This window comes from Kitasatospora setae KM-6054, from assembly GCF_000269985.1.
Lineage (GTDB): Bacteria > Actinomycetota > Actinomycetes > Streptomycetales > Streptomycetaceae > Kitasatospora > Kitasatospora setae.
In genome coordinates, this window is sequence record NC_016109.1 from 2,664,934 (window position 1) to 2,682,128 (window position 17,195).

The following is a 17,195-nucleotide window of genomic DNA, read 5'->3' on the forward strand; positions in this document are numbered from 1 at the left end:
CGGCACCTCGACGGGCGGTCACCCGGCGGTGCGCCCGTCCGCACGGCGGGGTCACGGCGCCGCCGCCAGCGCGAACCGGACGGTCCTGGTCGCCGGGTCGGCCGGCGCCAGCCGGACGGTGACCCGGTGGCCCAGCGGCAGCCGCCCGGGGGCGTCGCACTTGGCGACCACCGCCGGATCGCGCAGCTGCACGGTGCCGACGGTCGGGCGGCGCTCGTCCACGTCGACCACCACCGCCTCGAACTCCTCGCCCTCCCGGCCGCGCAGCAGCTCGGTCTCCACCAGGTCGACGCAGGCCCGCTCGACCTCGTGCGCCCGCCGGTCGCCGGACTCCATCAGCCCCGGCACCAGCGGCAGCGCGTCCCGCACCCAGCCCGGCACCTCGGTGCCGCCCGCCACCGCCGCGCAGACCTCCAGCGCGTACCGGTCGCCGAGCCGGCGCAGCGGCGCGGTGCAGTGCGCGTACGGGGCGGCCAGCGCGGCGTGGCCCGGGTCGGCGGGCGGGGCGGTGCCCCGGGCGGTCTCGAAGGCCCGGTAGCCGGCGCCGCGCAGCAGGCCGGTGCACTCGTTGAGGAAGACGGCGTCGGCGGTCCGGGCCGGGTCGAGCGAGCGGATCAGCGCCGGGTAGGACAGCCCGGCCGGCCAGTCGACGCCGAGCGCGGCGGCGGTGCGGCGCAGCCGGTCGTACGCGGCGGCGGGCGCGGCGGGCAGGGTGCGCAGCAGGCCGATCCCGGCGTCCAGCATGAGTTCGGCGGCGGCCATGCCGGTGAGCAGCGAGATCTGCGCGTTCCAGCCCTCGGCCGGGCGCGGGGCGCGGTAGCCGAGCCGGTAGCCGCCGTCGGCGGCGGACACCTCCTGCTCGGGGACGGGCAGGCTGACGCCGCCGCGCTCCGCCTCGCGGGCCTCGCGCAGCGCGCCGATCTCGGCGAGCAGCGCGAGCTGCCCGTCGGCCCGGCCCGCGTCGATCCGCGCCTGCGCCCCCGCGTAGTCGAGCCGCCGCCGGGAGCGCACCCGGGCCCGGCGCAGGTCGGCCAGCAGCAGGGCGCCGTCCGCGTCCAGGTCGAGCTGCCAGAGCAGCGCGGGCCGCGGCTCGCCGGGCAGCAGGCTGGCCGCGCCCTCGGAGAGCCGGGCCGGGTGCAGCGGCACGTTGCCGTCCGGGAAGTACAGCGTCTGGACCCGGTGCCCGGCCTCGGTGTCGACTGCCCCGCCCGGGGTGACGAACGCGGCGACGTCGGCGATCGCGTAGTGCACCCGGTAGCCGGTGCCGCGGCGGGCCAGCCGCATCGCCTGGTCGAGGTCGAGCGAGCCCGGCGGGTCGAGCGTGAAGAGCTCCAGGTCGGTGGCGTCGAACTCCGGCAGCCGGGGCAGCGCGGCCGCCCGGTCGGCCTCCGCGAGCACCTCCGGCGACCAGTCGGTGCGGATCTCCAGACGGGTCCTGAGGTCGGCGAGCTCGGTGTTGATCCTGGCGGTCTGGGCGGCCCGGACGCTGAGGTGTCGGCGCGGCATGGTCGCAGCGTAAGCGGCGCCGGTGTGGAAGGCGCGCTGGAACTGCCGTGAAGGCGGTTGTGGCGTACGGGTGTTGACCGACGGAAGGGGCCGCGGACGGGGACGGGCTCGGGCGCTGGGCCGGGCGGGTGCGGTGGGATTCGGGGTGCGGGCGGGCCGGTCGTTAGGGTGGGGCGGGTTCGGGTGGCGTGGGTCGCCGAGGGTTGTCGCGAGGAGTTTCGCCGTGCTGGTTCTGCTGCCGCCGTCGGAGGGGAAGGCCGCGCCGGAGGCGGGGGCGCCGGTGGAGCTGGCGGGGTTGTCGCTGCCGGAGCTGGCCGGGGCGCGGCGGCGGGTGCTGGACGCGCTGGTGGGGCTGTGCGCGGGGGACGGGGACCGGGCGGCCGAGGTGCTGGGGCTGAGCAAGGGGCTGCGCGGGGAGGTCGACAAGAACGCCGGCCTGCTGACGGCGGGGGCGCGGCCGGCGGGTGAGGTGTACACCGGGGTGCTGTTCGACAACCTGGGGCTGGCCAAGCTGGACGAGGCGGCGTACGCCCGGGCGGAGCGTTCGCTGCTGGTGTTCTCCGGACTGTGGGGGGCGGTGCGGATCGGTGACCGGATCCCGTCCTACCGCTGCTCGATGGGGGTGAAGCTGCCGCCGCTGGGCGCGCTGGGCGCGTACTGGCGGGGCGAGTCGGACGGGGCGCTGTCGGCGGCGGCCGGGGACGGCCTGGTGCTGGACCTGCGCAGTGCGGCGTACGCGGCGGCGTGGAAGCCGGCCGGGGCGGTCGCGGGCCGGACGGTGACGGTGCGGGTGCTGCAGGAGCGCGAGGTCGACGGGGTGCCGAAGCGCTCGGTGGTGTCGCACTTCAACAAGGCGACCAAGGGCCGGCTGGTCCGCGACCTGCTGGCGGCCGGCCTGGAGCCGGCCGCCCCCGGCGAACTGGTCGACGCGCTGGAGCAGTTGGGCCACCGGGTGGAGGTCTCGGCGCGCGGCACCGACCGCAAGCCGTGGCAGCTGGACGTCGTGGTGACCGACGTCCACTGAGCGCTGCGCCCCCCAGCCCGCGCCCCGGAGCGCCTCAGCGCAGGTGCGAGGTGTCGTTGAGCAGCCGCAGCGAGGCGTTGCCGTCGCCGTAGTACTGGACGGCGCTGAGCGCGGCGGCGGACAGTTCCATCCGGTGCACGGCGTCCGGCGGGGCGCCGAGGGCGAGCCGGACCAGGGTCTTGATCGGGCTGACGTGCGAGACGAGCAGCACGGTCCGTCCGGCGTACCGGGCGGTGATCCGGTCGCGGGCCTGGGCGACCCGCTGGGCGAGGGTGGTGAGGGACTCGGTGCTGCCGGTGGGCTTGGCCCGGGCGGAGCCGAGCCAGGTGGTGAGGTCGGCGGGGTGGCGCTCCATCACCTCGGCGAAGCTGAGGCCCTCCCAGTCGCCGAAGTCGAGTTCGCGCAGGCCCTCGTCGATCCGCACCTCCAGGCCGAGCCGGCGGGCGGTGGCCTCGGCGGTCTGCCGGGTGCGGAGCATCGGGGAGGCGACCACGGCCTGGACGGTGCCGCGGGCGGCCAGCGCGTCGGCGGCCCGCTCGGCCTGCCAGCGGCCCTTCTCGGAGAGGCCCGGGTCGCTGCCGGTGCTGCCGGAGAAGCGCTTGAGCGGGGTGAGCGGGGTCTCGCCGTGCCGCAGCAGCACCAGGGTGGTGGGGGTGCCGAGGTCGGCGGGCGCGGCCCAGCCGGCCCGGGGCGCGGGCGCGGCGGGCACCGGGTCGGCGCCGGAGGAGGCGGCGCCGGCGGCCGGGGCGGACGCCGGGGGCTCCCACTGGCCGCCGCGCTGCCCGGCGTCCATCGCCTCGTTGGCGAGCCGGTCGGCGTCCTTGTTGCGCTCGCGCGGGATCCAGTCGTAGGTGACGTTCCCGGCGGGCAGGATGCCGCGGGCCTCGGCGGCCAGCGGCCGCATGCCGGGGTGCTTGACCTGCCAGCGCCCGGACATCTGCTCGACGACCAGCTTGGAGTCCATCCGGACGGCGACCCGGGCGTCCGGGTCGAGGTCGCGGGCGGCCCGCAGGCCGGCGATCAGGCCCCGGTACTCGGCGACGTTGTTGGTGGCGTGGCCGATGTACTCGGCGGCCTCGGCCAGGACCTGGCCGGTGTCGGCGTCGCGGACCACCGCGCCGTAGCCGGCCGGCCCCGGGTTGCCCCGGGACCCGCCGTCGGCCTCGACCAGGTACCTGGCGCCCGCCACCGGGTCAGACGCCCGACTCGCCGGTGCGGACCAGGATCCGGCCGCAGTTCTCGCAGCGCAGCACCTTGTCCGCCGGCTCGGCCTTGATCGCGTTGAACTCGGTGATCGAGAACTCGGTGCGGCAGCCCTCGCAGCGGCGCTGGTAGAGCCGGGCCGCGCCGACGCCGCCCTGCTGCTCGCGCAGCCGCAGGTAGGACTTGATCAGGTCGGCGGGGAGGACGTTGGCGACGGCCTCGCGGTCGCGGCGGACCTTCTCGGCCTCGGCGTCGAGCTCGGCGGTCTTGGCGTCCCGGCGGCCCTCGGCCTCGGCGACCACGACGGAGGAGTGCTCCAGGCGGGCGGTCAGCTCGACCACCCGGGTCTGCGCGGACTCCAGGCGCTCCATGACCTCCAGGACGATGTCCTCCAGGTCGCCCTGGCGCTTGGCCAGCGAGGTGTTCTCGTGCTGGAGGTTCTCCAGGTCCTTGGGCGAGACCGCGCCGGAGTCCATCCGCTGCTGGTTGCGGGCGGCCCGGCTGCGGACCTGCTCGACGTCCGCCTCGGCCTTGGCCTGCTCGCGGGTGGTGTCGCCGAGCTGGGCCTGGGCGGCGACCACCAGGTCCTTGAGGGCGTTGTGGTCGGCGGTGGCCTTGTCGATCTCGGCGTGCTCGGGCAGGGTGCGGCGCCGGTGGGCCAGCTGGTCGAGGCGGGAGTCGAAGGCCTGCAGGTCGAGCAGGCGGATCTGGTCGGCGGGCGCGGCGTTCACGCGGCAGGGCTCCTGTTGAGTTGGTGAAGCGGGAGAGGTCAGGGGGCGTACGGCATCGGCGCGTGCGCCGTCCACGGGTCGGTGACCCGGGTGGAGACGCGGGTCTCCAGCGGCCAGCCGCGGCTGTCGGCGCGGCCGGTGAGTTCGCGGGCGGCGAGGGTGAGCCAGGGCCACTCGGTGGCCCAGTGCGCGGCGTCGACCAGGGCGACCGGAGCCGCCTCGACGGCCTCGACGGCCTCGGAGGCCGGGTGGTGCCGCAGGTCGGCGGTGACGTACGCGTCCACGCCGGCCTCGCGGGCCTCGGCCAGGAAGGAGTCGCCGGAGCCGCCGCAGACCGCGACCCGGCGGACCAGCCGGTCCGGGTCGCCGGCGGCGCGGACGCCCGCGGCGGTGGCGGGCAGCCCGGCGGCGACCCGGGCCGCGAACGCGGCCAGCGTCATCGGCTCCGGCAGCTCGCCGATCCGGCCGCTGCCCCGGCGGCCCGCCGGGTCGGTCGGGTCGGCCACCAGCGGGCCGGTGACCTTCAGGCCGACGGCCTCGGCCAGGGCGTCCGAGACGCCCGGGGCGGCGTGGTCGGCGTTGGTGTGGGCGACGTGCAGCGCGATGTCGTGCTTGATCAGGGTGTGCACCACCCGGCCCTTGAACCCGGTCGCGGCGACCGTGGTGGTGCCGCGCAGGTAGAGCGGGTGGTGGGTGACCAGCAGGTCGGCGCCCCACTCGACGGCCTCGTCCACGACGGCCCGCACGGGGTCGACGGCGAACAGCACCCGGCGGACCTCGGCCTCCGGGTCGCCGCAGACCAGGCCCACCGCGTCCCAGGACTCCGCCCAGCGCGGGGGGTAGACCTCTTCGAGCACGGCGATGACGTCGGACAGTTTCGGCACCTGTCGAGACTACCGCGTGCCACGGCCGGGCCCGGCCGCGCGCCCGACCGCACCACCGCCCCCGCGCCCGCTCGCGGGCCGCCCCGGACCGTCGTACACCTGCACGTCAACCCGGCGCCTGCGGCCCCGGCGGCCCGGACGGACGCCTTCCGGGGCCCGACCGGGCCGCGTTCCCCGGCCACACCCGGTGGTGCGGGCGCAGCCGAAAGCCGGAGCCGATCACCCTTACGGGTGAAGTGACCCGACCGGTGTTGAGTCACACCCGCCCCGAAAGTAAATTCTGGTGCTGCGAACGGGAGTTACCCCGGACCGGGGGGCCGGAAATGGCGGGCCGCCGGAATTCCCCCGAGGAATTCGGGCGACCGCCCCCGGGGTTCCCGTGGCTTCCGCAGGCCGTTCGGTCCAGTCCACCGCGAAGGGGTGTGAGCACAGATGGGGGCGGGCACACCGCTGCGCAGGACGGGGGGGCCGGGTCCGGTCGACGACGAGCCGGGTGTGGACGGCACGTTGGTGGAGGTGGCGCGGGCGGCCGTGACCGGCAGCAGGGCCCGGGGAGGCGGCGGCGACTGGACGGTCGCGGTCGGGGGCTCCTGGTGCACGGTACGGCCGCCCGGCCGCGAACCCCCCGCCCAGGGCTGGCGGCTGCACGTCAGCGCCGCCTCCTCGGTCGCCCACGAGGTGCTGTCCGCGGTGGCCGCGGCCGTCGCCGAGGACCCGTGCCCGTTCTCCTTCCCGGCCGACCGCGGGAAATTGCGCGACATCAACGCGCGCGACCGGGAATTCGAATCGTCCGGGAAATTCATCACCGTCCACCCGCAGGACGACGGGCAATTCCGGCGGCTCGCCGCGGAACTCCACCTGGCCACCGCCGGAATGCCGGGGCCGACCGTCCCCGCCGCCCGCCCGTACCGGCCCGGCAGCCTGGTGCACTACGGCTACGACGCCTCCGCCGCCCGGCCCGTGCTCGGCAACGACGGCGCCTACCGGCCGGTGCTGCGCACGCCCGGCGGCGCCCTGGTCCTGGCCCTGCCGGGGCAGCGGCCGCCCTGGGTGGCCGACCCCGTCGAGGGGGCGGGATCGGCCACCGGCGGCAGACCCCTGCCCGCCGGGCCGCGCCCCGGGCCCGCGCCCGGCGTCGGGGCGCCGCCCGCCCGGCCCGGCGGCAGCGGGCTGCTGGCCGGGCGCTGGGCGGCGGCGGTGCCCCGGCCCGGCAGCGGGCGCTGGGTGTTCACCGGCCGCGACCGGGCCACCGGGGAGCCGGTGGTGGTCAAGCAGGCCCGGGCGCACACCGAGACCGACCGGTCCGGCACCGACGCCCGCGCCGCGCTGCGCCGCGAGGCCGCGCTGCTCGACCGGCTCGCCGACAGCGGGCTGACGCCCCGGGTGCTCGCCCTGGTGGAGCGGCCGGACGCGCTGTTCCTGGTCCGCGAGCACCTGCCCGGCCTGCCGCTCGGCGACTGGGTGGCCGCCCGGCTGCGCCGCGACGGCACGCCCGGCGTCCCGTGGGACGAGGCCCGCCCGGTGGTGCTCGCCCTGCTCGACCTGGTCGAGGAGGTGCACCGGCGCGGCCTGGTGCTGCGCGGCCTCGCACCGGACGCCGTACTGGTCTCGCCCGACGGCACGCTGCGGCTGCTCGACCTCGAACTGACCGTCCCGGCCGGCTCCCCCGCCCGACCCGGCGGCACCCCCGGCTACCTCGCGCCCGAGCAGCGCGGCCTGCGCCGGGTCTGCCCGGCCGGCCCGGCCGCCGACCGATACGCGCTCGGCGGGCTGTACTTCCTGCTGGCCACCGGCCACCACCCGCTGCTGCCGGACGACCTCCCGCTGGCCCGGCCGGTCGCCGAGCGCCTCGGCCGCTGGCTGGCGCTGGCCGCCCGCGAGGGCGGCACCGCCCGCCGGCTCGCCCCGCTGGTGCTCGGCCTGCGCGCCGAGAGCGCCGAGCGGCGCTGGAGCGCCGAACGGGTCCGGGCCGCCCTCGCCGCCGCGCCGCCGCCCGTGCCGGCCCCGCCCGCCGCCCCGCCGCCGCTGGACCGGCTGCTGCACGACGGCCTGCGCCACCTCGCGCAGAGCGCCACCCCGCAGCGCGCCGACCGGCTCTGGCCGACCGTCCCGGACGGGGCGCGCACCGACCCGTGCAACGTCCGGTACGGCGCGGCCGGCGTGCTCGCCCTGCTGGCCCGGGCCGCCGGCGCCCCGCTGCCCGACCCCGCCCGGGAGCGCTCTCGGGCGACCGCCGCCGTGGCCGCCCACTGGATCGAGCGCCACTGCGCCGACGAGCCCGTCGTCCTGCCGGGCCTGCACCTCGGCCGGGCCGGCACCGCCTGGGCCCTGTTCGACGCCGCCGACGCCCTCGGCGACCCCGGCCTCGCCGAACGCGCCGCCGGACTCGCCGCCCGCCTCCCGCTCGACTGGCCCGACCCCGGCCTGGCCCACGGCGCCGCCGGCGCGGGCCTCGCCCAGCTCCGCGCCCACCGGGCCACCGGCGCCCGGCTCTTCCTCGACCGGGCCGCCCGCTGCGCCCGCCACCTGCTGGCCACCACCCGCGACGAACCGCCCGGCACGCTCTGGCCGGTCCCCGCCGACTTCGACTCCGCCCGGGCCGGCACCGCCCGCCTCGACCACCCGCACGGCGCCGCCGGCATCGGCACCTTCCTGCTCGCCGCCGGGACGGCCCTGGCCGGCAGCGACCTGCCCGAGCACGCGTCGACCGGCCGGGCCGCGCTCGCCGGGGCCGACCGGGCCGCCCGCACCCTGGCCGCCACCGCCCGCCGGCACGGCCCCACCGCGTGGTGGCCGCGCGAGCCGGACGCCGGCCCGGACGCGGCCGCCGGTGCAGACCCCGGGGCCGTGCCCGGTGCCGTTCCCGACGGGCGCCCCGCGCGGCGCGGCGACGGGACGGCCGGCATCGGCGCGTTCCTGCTCCGCCACTGGCGGGCGACCGACAGCGCGGACTCCCGGCTGCTCGCGCTGCGGGCCGGCCGCGCCGTACTGGACGCCCGCTGGCACCGCGACACCACCGCGCACGGCCTGGCCGGCGACGGCGAGTACCTGCTCGACCTGTTCCAGGCGACCGGCGAGAGCCGGTTCCGGCACGCCGCCCACGAGCTCGCCGCCCTGATCGCCGCCCGCACCGCCCTGCGCGACGGCCTGCTCGTCCTCCCCGACCGCACCGGCACCGCCGCCACCCCCGGCTACCACTCCGGCACCGCCGGGCCGCTCGCCTTCCTCCTCCGGCTGCGCCACGGCGGGCCCGGCCTGTGGACGCTCTGACCGGGCCCGCCGACCGCCCGCGCCCGCTCCCCCGCACCCGTACTCCCCCGTGTGCCGAAAGGTCTCCGATGGACGCGCAGCCCCTACGGCGGGTCGGTTTCACGTTCGCCGGCGACGGCTCGCACGCCGCGTGCCTGGCCGCGCGGGCGGACGGCGGGTGGTTCGCGGAGGGCTGGCGGCTGCCGGACGCGGGGCCGGCCGTGCCGGTCGGGCTGCCGGCCGCGGCCGCGGAGGACCTGCGGGCCCGGCCGCTCGCGCTGCCGGACGGCCGGGTGCTGGTGTGCCGCACGGACGGGGAGCGGCACAGGGTGGTGCTGCTGGCCGCCGGGGAGCCGGAGGCGCCGCTGGCCGGGCTGCGGGCGGCGGGGCTGCGGATGCTCGGGCTGCCGGGCCGGGAGCCCGCCGCGGTGCTGCTGGGGACGGACGCCCGGCCGGTGACCACGGTGTGGCGGCTGACGGCGGACGGCGCGGCGGCGGGGGCCGTCGCGGAGCTGCCCGGGGTGTACGGCGGCGGGGTGTGGCTGGACCGGGCGGGGCGGCTGCTGGCCCTGGACCGGCTGCTCGGCGGGGTGCTCCGGACGGTCGTGCTGGACCTCGAACTGGGCACCTCCACACCGCTGTTGGAGCTGGGCGAGCGCAGCAACGACCGGCTGGTGCTGTTCGACCCGGCGACCGGTTTCGGCATGCTGCGCAGCGACGCGCCGGGCGTGGACCGGCTCGGCTGGGCGCTGGTCGGCGGCCCGACTCCGGCCCGGTTCCCGGACTGCCTGCACCAGCCGGGGCGGCTGCTGCGGCCGATCGCGGCGGCGCCGGGGCCCGGGCCGGAGTCGGAGCCGCAGGTGGTGCTGCAGGTGGACCACGGCGCGGCGTCCGCGCTGGTGCTGTGGCGGGCGGGCGAGAAGCGGCTGCGCCCGCTGCCGGTGCCGCCGGGCCGGCTGGGCGCGGTCGGCCACTGGTCGGCGGCGGGCCTGCGGATGCCGTACTCGGCGCCGGACCACCCGGCCGCGCTGGCCACCCTGGACGTGCCGGCGCTGCTCGCGGACCCGGCCGGGCCCTCGGCGGGCTGGCGGCTGGACGGGTCGGCGCCGCCCGGCGACGGCGGCCGCTGGCACTCCGCGCGGTGCGTGGAGCTGGCCGGCCCGGCCGGGCCGATCGAGGCCGTGGTGTACGGCGGCGACTCCTGGCTGACCGCCCCGCGGCTGGTGCTGGCGCTGCACGGCGGCCCGGCGGACGCCTGGCGGCTGGAGTTCGACCCGGTGCTGCAGCGGATGGCGGCGGACGGCCTGGCGGTGCTCGCCCCGAACCAGCGCGGCTCGACGGGCTACGGCGCCCCGTACGCGGCGGCGGTCCACGGCGCGTGGGGCGGGCCCGACCTGGCGGACGTGCTCGCCGTGCTGGCCGGGGTCGCGGGGCGGCGGGCCGCGCTGGGCCTGCCGGCCCCGGCCCTGTTCGGGGTGAGCTACGGCGCGTTCCTCGCCCTGCTGGCCACCGCGCACGCCCCGGCCGGCTCGGTGGCCCGCTGCGCGGTGGTCGCCCCGTTCCTCTCCGGCCCCCGGCTGCTGGCCGACGCGGCCGCGCCCGTCCGGGCGCTGACCGCGCGGCTGGGCGGCGACCGCCCGCTGGACGACGCCCTCGGCCCCCGGGACGTCCTCCCGCTGGTGCCCCGGCTGGCCGCGCCGCTGCTGGTCCTGCACGGCGACCGGGACGACGTCGTCCCGGTCGGCCAGTCCCGCGCGCTGCGCGGCGAACTCCTGCGCCACGGCCGCGCCGAGGGCACCGACTTCCACTACGTCGAGGCCGCCGGCGCGGGCCACGACCTGCTGGCCGAACACGGCTCCGCCGTCCTGCACGAGCTCCTCGCCACTTTCCTCCGCACCGGCCGCCCGGCGTGAGCCCGGCCCCCGCTCGGGCCCCCGCTCCAACCCCCGCTCCCCCGCCGTCTGGTGCGCCCGGCCGCGCGGGCGGGGGCGGTTTCGGTAGGCTCCGGAGCGATTCGGCCGTTGTCGTGCGTCCCGTACGGGCCGCCGCGAGGACGGCCGGTTGCGTGCTGCCCGGAGTCCCTTCGGCGGCACCGACCGCAGACCGCCATCATCCGCACGGAGAAGACTGACCTGATGTCCGAGTCCATCGACGACACGACCGAGCACGACCACCGCACGCCGGGCGCCGACGAGAGCACCGACGCCGGGGCGCACGGGCGGCACCGGGGCGGGAACGCCGGCGACGACGCCCCGGAGGCGGACCCGCACGGCCGCCACCGCCGCTGAGCGCCTCGTCGCGGGGGTAGCAGAGACCACCACCGCACCGTCGACGCCCCCGGTTCCGGTCACCGTCCTGACCGGAGCGCCGGGGGCGTCGGCCGTTCGACGGCCTTGCGGCGCCCGTCAGTCGGTGAGCAGGACGGTGCGCAGCGCCTCGCCGGCGCGCATCTGGGCGATCGCCTCGTTGACGCCGTCCAGCGGCAGCCGGTGGGTGATCATGCCGGCCAGGTCGAGCCGTCCGGCGCGCCAGAGGTCGACGGCGAGGTCGACGGTGCGGCGGACGTCGCCGCCGCCGTACAGCGAGGGCAGCAGGCGCTTCTCGTTGAAGAAGAGCTCGCCCATGTCGAAGGAGACCTTGTCGTCGCCCGCGCCGGCGCCGATCACCGTGACGGCGCCGCCGCGGCGGGCCGCGTCGTAGCCGGCCCGGACGGTCGCGGCGCGGCCGACGGCCTCGATCACGTGGTCGTAGCCGCCGGCGGGCAACCGCCTCGCGGTGCGCTTGAGTTCGTCGGGGGCGAGGGTGTCGGTGGCGCCGAAGGCGAGGGCGCGTTCGCGGCGGGACGGGACGGGGTCGACGACGGTGATCCGGGCGGCGCCGCTGATCCGGGCGCCCTGGACGGCGGCGATGCCGACGCCGCCCGCGCCGAGCACGGCGACGGTCGAACCGGCCTCCACCCGCGCGGTGTTGACGACCGCGCCGAGTCCGGTGGTGACGCCGCAGCCGATCAGCGCGGCGAGTTCGTAGGGCAGGTCGGCGGGGACCGGGATGACGCTGTCGGCGGCGACCACGACCTCCTCGGCGAACGCGCCGGTGCTGTAGAAGCCGTACGCGTCGGTGTCGCCGCCGATCCGGAAGGCCGGGGTGGTGAGGCGGCGCAGCGAGGCGGTGCACAGGTGGGTGCGGCCGGCCCGGCAGGCGGGGCAGTGGCCGCAGGGGGGCATCCAGCAGAGCACCACCCGGTCGCCGGGGGCGAGGCCGCGGACGGCCTCGCCGACCTCGGTGATCTCGCCGGCGCCTTCGTGGCCGGGGACGAACGGGGCGGGCTGCGGCAGGATCCCGGCCATCGCGGAGAGGTCGGAGTGGCAGAGGCTGGCGGCCCGGATCCGGACCCTGACCCGGTCGGGGCCGAAGCCGACCGCCTCGACGTCGTCGCGGACGTCCAGGGTGTCCTGTCCGGTCTGTCGCAGGATCGCTGCGCGCACGGGCTGCTCCCGGGGTGTGTGGGCGGGGTGGGGAGTGGAGGGATCGGTTCCTCGGCGGACCGTCCGCCCTCCGTTGTACAGCCCGCCGTCCGGCCGGCGCACCGGCTGTCCGCCGACCGGGAGGCACTACCGGCGGGCCGCCGGTAGTGGAATCATCCGCCGCCGTGTCCGACATCGATACCCCTGCGGCCGTCGCCGAGCGCTGCCCCGAGTGCGGCGGCCGGGTGGCCGCCCACGAGCGTTTTCCGACCTGGTGCCCGTCCTGCGAGTGGAACCTGCTGCCGCCCGTGCCGCCCCCGGCGGGTCTGCCGGCCCGGGCCAGGCGCCGGGCCGAGCGGCGGGAGGAGCGGCTGCGCCGGGAGACCAGGGCCCGGACGGAGCAGGTGTTCGGGCTGGTGGCGTCGGGCGAGTCGGCGCTGCGGCACGGCGCGGCGGTGGGCGCGTTCCTGCTGGCGGGCCTGGTGCACCTGGTGTCGCTGGTGGTGCTGCTGACCGGGGCGGCGCTGCTCGCGGGGTGGCCGGTGGCGAGCTGGCCGCTGCGGGCGCTGGGGGTGGTCGCGCTGGTGGTGGCGGTGCTGCTGCGGCCGCGGCTGGGCCGGCCGAAGCGGACGGGGAGGCTGTCGCGGCAGGACGCCCCGGCGCTGTACGGCCTGGTGGACCGGGTCGCGGCGGAGCTGGGCGCGCCGAAGGTGGACTCGATCGTGGTGGACGGCGACTTCAACGCCTCGTTCGGGGTGCTCGGGCTGCGCCGCCACCGGCAGCTGGTGATCGGCCTGCCGCTGTGGACGGTGCTGGAGCGGCAGCAGCGGGTCGCGCTGCTCGGCCACGAGCTCGGGCACTGCGTGAACGGCGACAGCCGGCGCGGCCTGTGGACGGGGGCGGCGGTGGGGGCGCTGGCCGAGTGGCGGTACCTGACCCGGCCGGGCCGCGACAACGAGGTGCACGGCAACTTCGTGGTGGCGATCGCCTCGTTCGTCGCCAATCTGGTGCTGGGCCTGCTGCACCTCGGGGTGCGGGCGCTGACCGGGCTGATGTACCGGCTGCACATGCGCAGCGGGCAGGCCGCCGAGTACCGGGCGGACGGGATGGCGGCCCGGCTGACCTCGGCCGCGGACGCCCGGGGCATGCTGGTGGCGCTGTTCAACGAGGCGACGCTGGAGACGGTGCTGGTCCGGCAGCGGGCGCTGCCGGCCCGGCGCGGGGGCGGCCGGGCCGGGCGGGCGGCCGCCGCGGCGGAGCCGGGCCTGTGGGAGTCGCTGGCCGAGGCGGCCCGCTCGGTGCCGGCCACCGAGGTGGAGCGCCGGATCCGGGTCTCCGAGCGGGAGGTGTCGTCGGTCGACGTGTCGCACCCGCCGACCTACCTGCGGCTGCGGATGCTGGCCACCGCCCCGCCGCCGGCCGACCGGCACCCGCTGGTGCTGGACGCCGGGCAGGCCGCCGCGATCGAGGCCGAGCTGGCCCCGCACCGGGCCCGGATCGCCGCCCGGCTGCTCTGACCGGCCGCCCGGCTGCTCTGACCGGCCGCCCGGCCGCCCGGCCGCTCCGACCGGCGGCCGGGCGCTCGCTACCATCCAGTAGGGTCCTGGGCAGTCACCCCCGGCCCGGCAGGAGCGCCCGATGTCCGACCCCACCCCCGCCGTCCCGTCCGGGCCGCCGTCCGAGCGGGTGCTGGCCGCGTTCCGGGCCGCCACCGGGTTCATGCCCGAGGACGAGGGCCTGGCGCTGTACGCGGCGGCGCTCGACGCGGCCGGGCGGACCGGGCTGCCGCTGCTGGAGATCGGCACCTACTGCGGGCGTTCGGCGGTCCTGCTGGCGGACGCGGCCCGGCGGGCCGGGACGGTCGCGCTGACCGTCGACCACCACCGCGGCTCCGAGGAGCAGCAGCCCGGCTGGGAGTACCACGACCCGTCGCTGGTCGACCCGGAGGTCGGTCTGATGGACACCCTGCCGCGCTTCCGCCGCACCCTGCACGCGGCCGGCCTGGAGCAGCACGTGATCGCGCTGGTCGGCCGGTCGCCGCAGGTCGCGGCGGTGTGGCGGGGGCCGCTGGCGCTGGTGTTCGTGGACGGCGGGCACACCGACGAGCACGCCACCGGCGACTACGAGGGCTGGGTGCCGCACCTGGCCGCGGCCGGCCTGCTGGTGGTGCACGACGTCTTCCCGGACCCGGCGGACGGCGGCCAGGCCCCGTACCGGGTGTACCTGCGGGCGCTCGCGGAGGGCTTCGAGGAGCTCTCGGCGACGGGTTCGCTCCGGGTGCTGCGCCGCCGCGCCGCGGCCTGACGGCCGCTCCCCCGCTGACCTGCCGCGCGGCGCCGGGCGGCCGTCCGGGCCCGGAATTCCCGCCCCGCGGCGGGAACGATCACCGGCGCTGCCGCGTCGTCCCCTCCGCGACGCGTTGCCGATCCGCCGTGACCGCCCGTACCGGCGGCCGGTACGGTGGCGGCGGCAGACGACGAACGGTCCGGACGGGGAGCCGCCGTTCGAAGCAGGGCACCGGTCAGTTGGGGGCGAGGACAGGGCATGACGGAACAGGGCAGTACGGCGAGGGCCGTCTGGGACCCGACCGCGAACAACGGCGCGGGCGGCTGGGTCCGCCGGCCGGTGGCGGACGACCCCGCCGCGGCGGGCCCGCCCACCACGGCGATCCCGCTGCCGCCGATCCAGGCCGTGACGCCCGCCCCGGTGCCCGCGCCCGCCCCGGTGCCGCCGCCGGCCGCCACGCCGTTCCCGCCGCAGCAACAGCAGCAGCCACCGCTGCCCCAGCAGGCCCAGCAGGCCCAGCAGCCGGGCTTTGCGCCGCCCCCGCCGCAGCCGAGCTTCGGCGGGCAGCAGCAGTTCCAGCCGCCGCAACAGACCTTCGGCGGCCAGCAGCAGTTCCAGCCACCGCAGCAGTCGCAGCCGAGCTTCGGCGGCGGGCAGCCGGGCTTTGCGCCGCCCCCGCCGCAGCCGAGCTTCGGCGGGCAGCAGCAGTTCCAGCCGCCGCAACAGACCTTCGGCGGCCAGCAGCAGTTCCAGCCGCCACAGCCGCCGCAGCCGAGCTTCGGCGGCCAGCAGCAGTTCACCAACGCGCCGGGCGGCTACAACAGCTACCAGGAGCCGGAGTTCGACTACGACGAGGACCCGCGCCGCCGCCGCACCCCGCTGCTGATCGGCGCGGCCGCGGTGCTGCTGCTGGTGATCGGCGGGGCCGTGGTGTGGGCCGTGCAGAACAGCGACTCGACGGACGGCGCGACCGCGAAGGGCGGCGGCGGCTCCGCGCCGACCGCGCAGCCGAGCGCGGGCAGCGCCGTGGGCGGCCAGGGCGGTTCGCCGTCCCCGTCGGCGCCCGCTTCGCCGTCGGCCTCGGCCTCGGCGTCGGCGTCCGCGTCGCCGTCGGCGGGCCCGGAGGCGCAGGCGCAGGCGAAGGCGCTGGACGCGCTGCTGAGCGAGGGCGAGAGCGCGAAGGCGCCGATCGGCAACGCGGTGGCGAAGGTGCGCAGCTGCCCGGCGAAGGCCGAGGTCGACAGCGCCGCGCAGGTCTTCGACACCGGCGCCCAGCAGCGCGACACGCTGCTGACCAAGCTGGCCGGCCTGAAGACGGACAGTCTGCCGGGCGGCGACGAGGCGGTCTCCGCACTGAAGACGGCCTGGCAGACATCGGCGGACATCGACCGGGCGTACGCCGCCTGGGCGCGGACCGTCTCGGAGAAGGGCTGCGGCGCGAACAACCAGGTGCCGGGCACCGCGGACCTGGCCCGGGCCAACGACCTCAACCCGAAGGCCACCCAGGCGAAGCAGGACTTCGCGGCGAAGTGGAAGCCGATCGCCCAGAGCTACGGGCTGACCACCCGTACCGGGGACAGGATCTGAGGAACACGTGACTGGCCGTACCACCCCGTACCGCGTCGACCCCGACGACCAGGACCCGTACGCCGAGCCGGCGCGGCGGGCCGCCGCCTGGCGGCCCGCCGTGAAGGCGGCGGCCGTGGTGCTGCCGGTCTGCCTGATCGGCTGGCTGGGCTGGCAGGCCGTGGCCAACAGCGCGCGGGACGTCAGCTCGCACGCGTCCGCCCGGCAGGCGCCGAGCTACGCGGAGGGCGACCGGGTCGGCGACGGCGGGGACGACGCCCGGGCCGCGACCTCGCCGGACTCGGCGGATCCGACCGGGCCCGCCGCGGCCCCGTCCGCCGCCGCGCCGTCCCCGTCGGCGGCGGCCGCGCCGGGCGGGACGGACCGGCCGCTGGCGGGCCGGACGGTGCTGCTCGACCCGGGCCACAACACGGGCAACGCCAAGCACACCGCCGAGATCAACCGGAAGGTCGACATCGGCAACAGCCACAAGGAGTGCGACACCACCGGCACCTCGACCGACGCGGGCTACCCGGAGGCCGAGTTCACCCTGGACGTGGTGCACCGGGCCGAGCGGATCCTGACGGACCGGGGCGCCACCGTGGTCCTCACCCAGAACGGCGACCGGGCCTGGGGGCCGTGCATCGACGAGCGCGCCCGGATCGGCAACGAGGCGAAGGCGGACGCCGCGGTCTCGGTGCACGCGGACGGCGCGCCGGCCTCCGGCAGCGGCTTCCACGTGATCATGCCCGCCCGGGTGGCGGCCGGCCCGGCCGACACCTCCGCGATCGTCGAGCCCTCGCAGCGGCTGGGCCTGCTGCTGCGCGACACCTTCAAGGCCGGCACCGGCGAGCCGTTCGCGAGCTACATCGGCCGGCAGGGCCTGGACACCCGGAGCGACCTGGGCGGCCTGAACCTGTCGAAGGTGCCGAAGGTCTTCATCGAGTGCGGGAACATGCGCAACGCGGGCGACGCCCAGCGGATGTCCGACCCGCAGTGGCGCCAGCGCGCCGCGCAGGCCCTCGCCGACGCCCTGACCAGCTATCTCACCGGGTGAGCCGTCCGGCACGCCCCCGCCCCGACCCCGTCGGACCCCCTGCTCCACCCCGCTCCAACCCGTTCCCATCCCGCTCCACCCTGATCCCCGGCGCCCTCCCCGCGTACCGATTCGGTGCGGATCCGGAGGGTGCCGTGCACGCGGCGGCGGCTTGGCTCTAGGCTTTTGCCCCGTCGTACCGACCCGGTACCACGGGGGCCCGGTCAACCGCCCGCCGACCACGAC

Annotated in this window: 13 protein-coding genes; 8 read left to right on the plus strand and 5 right to left on the minus strand. The window is 78.0% G+C overall.

Annotation, left to right across the window (positions count from 1 at the left end):
* Window positions 1–51: 51 nt before the first annotated feature.
* The gene (locus KSE_RS11760; RefSeq protein ID WP_014135531.1) at window positions 52–1,506 is read right to left on the minus strand and encodes an RNB domain-containing ribonuclease; all 1,455 of its coding nucleotides are present in this window, start codon (window positions 1,504–1,506) and stop codon (window positions 52–54) included.
* Window positions 1,507–1,729: 223 nt separating this feature from the next.
* Here KSE_RS11760 and yaaA point away from each other — a divergent pair, with 223 nt between their 5' ends.
* Window positions 1,730–2,530, plus strand: coding sequence for a peroxide stress protein YaaA (yaaA, locus tag KSE_RS11765; RefSeq protein WP_014135532.1), 801 nt, complete (start codon window positions 1,730–1,732; stop codon window positions 2,528–2,530).
* A gap of 34 nt (window positions 2,531–2,564) precedes the next feature.
* Here the strand turns inward: yaaA and KSE_RS11770 are convergent, their stop codons facing one another.
* The 3 genes from KSE_RS11770 to KSE_RS11780 are packed head-to-tail and all read right to left on the minus strand — an operon-like array spanning window position 2,565 to window position 5,348.
* The gene (locus tag KSE_RS11770; RefSeq protein WP_014135533.1) at window positions 2,565–3,719 is read right to left on the minus strand and encodes a bifunctional RNase H/acid phosphatase; all 1,155 of its coding nucleotides are present in this window, start codon (window positions 3,717–3,719) and stop codon (window positions 2,565–2,567) included.
* Between the two features lie 4 nt (window positions 3,720–3,723).
* Complete coding sequence (locus tag KSE_RS11775) at window positions 3,724–4,464, minus strand: zinc ribbon domain-containing protein (RefSeq protein WP_014135534.1); 741 nt, start codon at window positions 4,462–4,464, stop codon at window positions 3,724–3,726.
* 38 nt (window positions 4,465–4,502) lie between these two features.
* Entirely contained in the window at window positions 4,503–5,348 is an 846-nt protein-coding gene (locus KSE_RS11780) for a Nif3-like dinuclear metal center hexameric protein (protein WP_014135535.1), read from the minus strand.
* Window positions 5,349–5,843: 495 nt separating this feature from the next.
* Here KSE_RS11780 and lanL point away from each other — a divergent pair, with 495 nt between their 5' ends.
* From lanL to KSE_RS43360, 3 genes are all read left to right on the plus strand, one after another.
* Entirely contained in the window at window positions 5,844–8,618 is a 2,775-nt protein-coding gene (gene lanL, locus KSE_RS11785) for a class IV lanthionine synthetase LanL (protein ID WP_014135536.1), read from the plus strand.
* A gap of 68 nt (window positions 8,619–8,686) precedes the next feature.
* Window positions 8,687–10,510 carry an alpha/beta fold hydrolase gene (locus tag KSE_RS38325; RefSeq protein WP_014135537.1) on the plus strand — a complete coding sequence of 608 codons (1,824 nt, stop codon included), beginning with the start codon at window positions 8,687–8,689 and terminating at the stop codon, window positions 10,508–10,510.
* Window positions 10,511–10,732: 222 nt separating this feature from the next.
* Window positions 10,733–10,885: a hypothetical protein gene (locus KSE_RS43360; RefSeq protein WP_167544091.1), complete on the plus strand. Its 153-nt coding sequence runs from the start codon at window positions 10,733–10,735 to the stop codon at window positions 10,883–10,885.
* A 117-nt stretch (window positions 10,886–11,002) separates the two neighbouring features.
* On the opposite strand, the gene KSE_RS11795 is transcribed toward KSE_RS43360, so the two are convergent.
* Window positions 11,003–12,082 (minus strand): Zn-dependent alcohol dehydrogenase, encoded by a 1,080-nt coding sequence (locus tag KSE_RS11795; RefSeq protein WP_014135539.1) that lies wholly within the window; start codon window positions 12,080–12,082, stop codon window positions 11,003–11,005.
* 164 nt (window positions 12,083–12,246) lie between these two features.
* On the opposite strand from KSE_RS11795, the gene KSE_RS11800 reads away from it, so the two are divergent.
* From KSE_RS11800 to KSE_RS11815, 4 genes are all read left to right on the plus strand, one after another.
* Window positions 12,247–13,578: a M48 family metallopeptidase gene (locus KSE_RS11800; protein WP_014135540.1), complete on the plus strand. Its 1,332-nt coding sequence runs from the start codon at window positions 12,247–12,249 to the stop codon at window positions 13,576–13,578.
* Between the two features lie 121 nt (window positions 13,579–13,699).
* Window positions 13,700–14,365: a class I SAM-dependent methyltransferase gene (locus KSE_RS11805; protein WP_014135541.1), complete on the plus strand. Its 666-nt coding sequence runs from the start codon at window positions 13,700–13,702 to the stop codon at window positions 14,363–14,365.
* A gap of 240 nt (window positions 14,366–14,605) precedes the next feature.
* Complete coding sequence (locus KSE_RS11810; RefSeq protein ID WP_014135542.1) at window positions 14,606–15,934, plus strand: hypothetical protein; 1,329 nt, start codon at window positions 14,606–14,608, stop codon at window positions 15,932–15,934.
* 7 nt (window positions 15,935–15,941) lie between these two features.
* The gene (locus KSE_RS11815; RefSeq protein WP_014135543.1) at window positions 15,942–16,970 is read left to right on the plus strand and encodes an N-acetylmuramoyl-L-alanine amidase; all 1,029 of its coding nucleotides are present in this window, start codon (window positions 15,942–15,944) and stop codon (window positions 16,968–16,970) included.
* The last annotated feature ends 225 nt before the right edge of the window (window positions 16,971–17,195 follow it).

What these genes read in the sequence shown, in the direction of transcription:
- KSE_RS11810 (WP_014135542.1), top strand. Translation starts at nt 14,606, where the DNA reads ATGACGGAACAGGGCAGTACGGCGAGGGCCGTCTGGGACCCGACCGCG.
- KSE_RS43360 (WP_167544091.1), top strand. Translation starts at nt 10,733, where the DNA reads ATGTCCGAGTCCATCGACGACACGACCGAGCACGACCACCGCACGCCG.
- KSE_RS11760 (WP_014135531.1), bottom strand. Translation starts at nt 1,506, where the DNA reads ATGCCGCGCCGACACCTCAGCGTCCGGGCCGCCCAGACCGCCAGGATC.
- KSE_RS11805 (WP_014135541.1), top strand. Translation starts at nt 13,700, where the DNA reads ATGTCCGACCCCACCCCCGCCGTCCCGTCCGGGCCGCCGTCCGAGCGG.
- KSE_RS38325 (WP_014135537.1), top strand. Translation starts at nt 8,687, where the DNA reads ATGGACGCGCAGCCCCTACGGCGGGTCGGTTTCACGTTCGCCGGCGAC.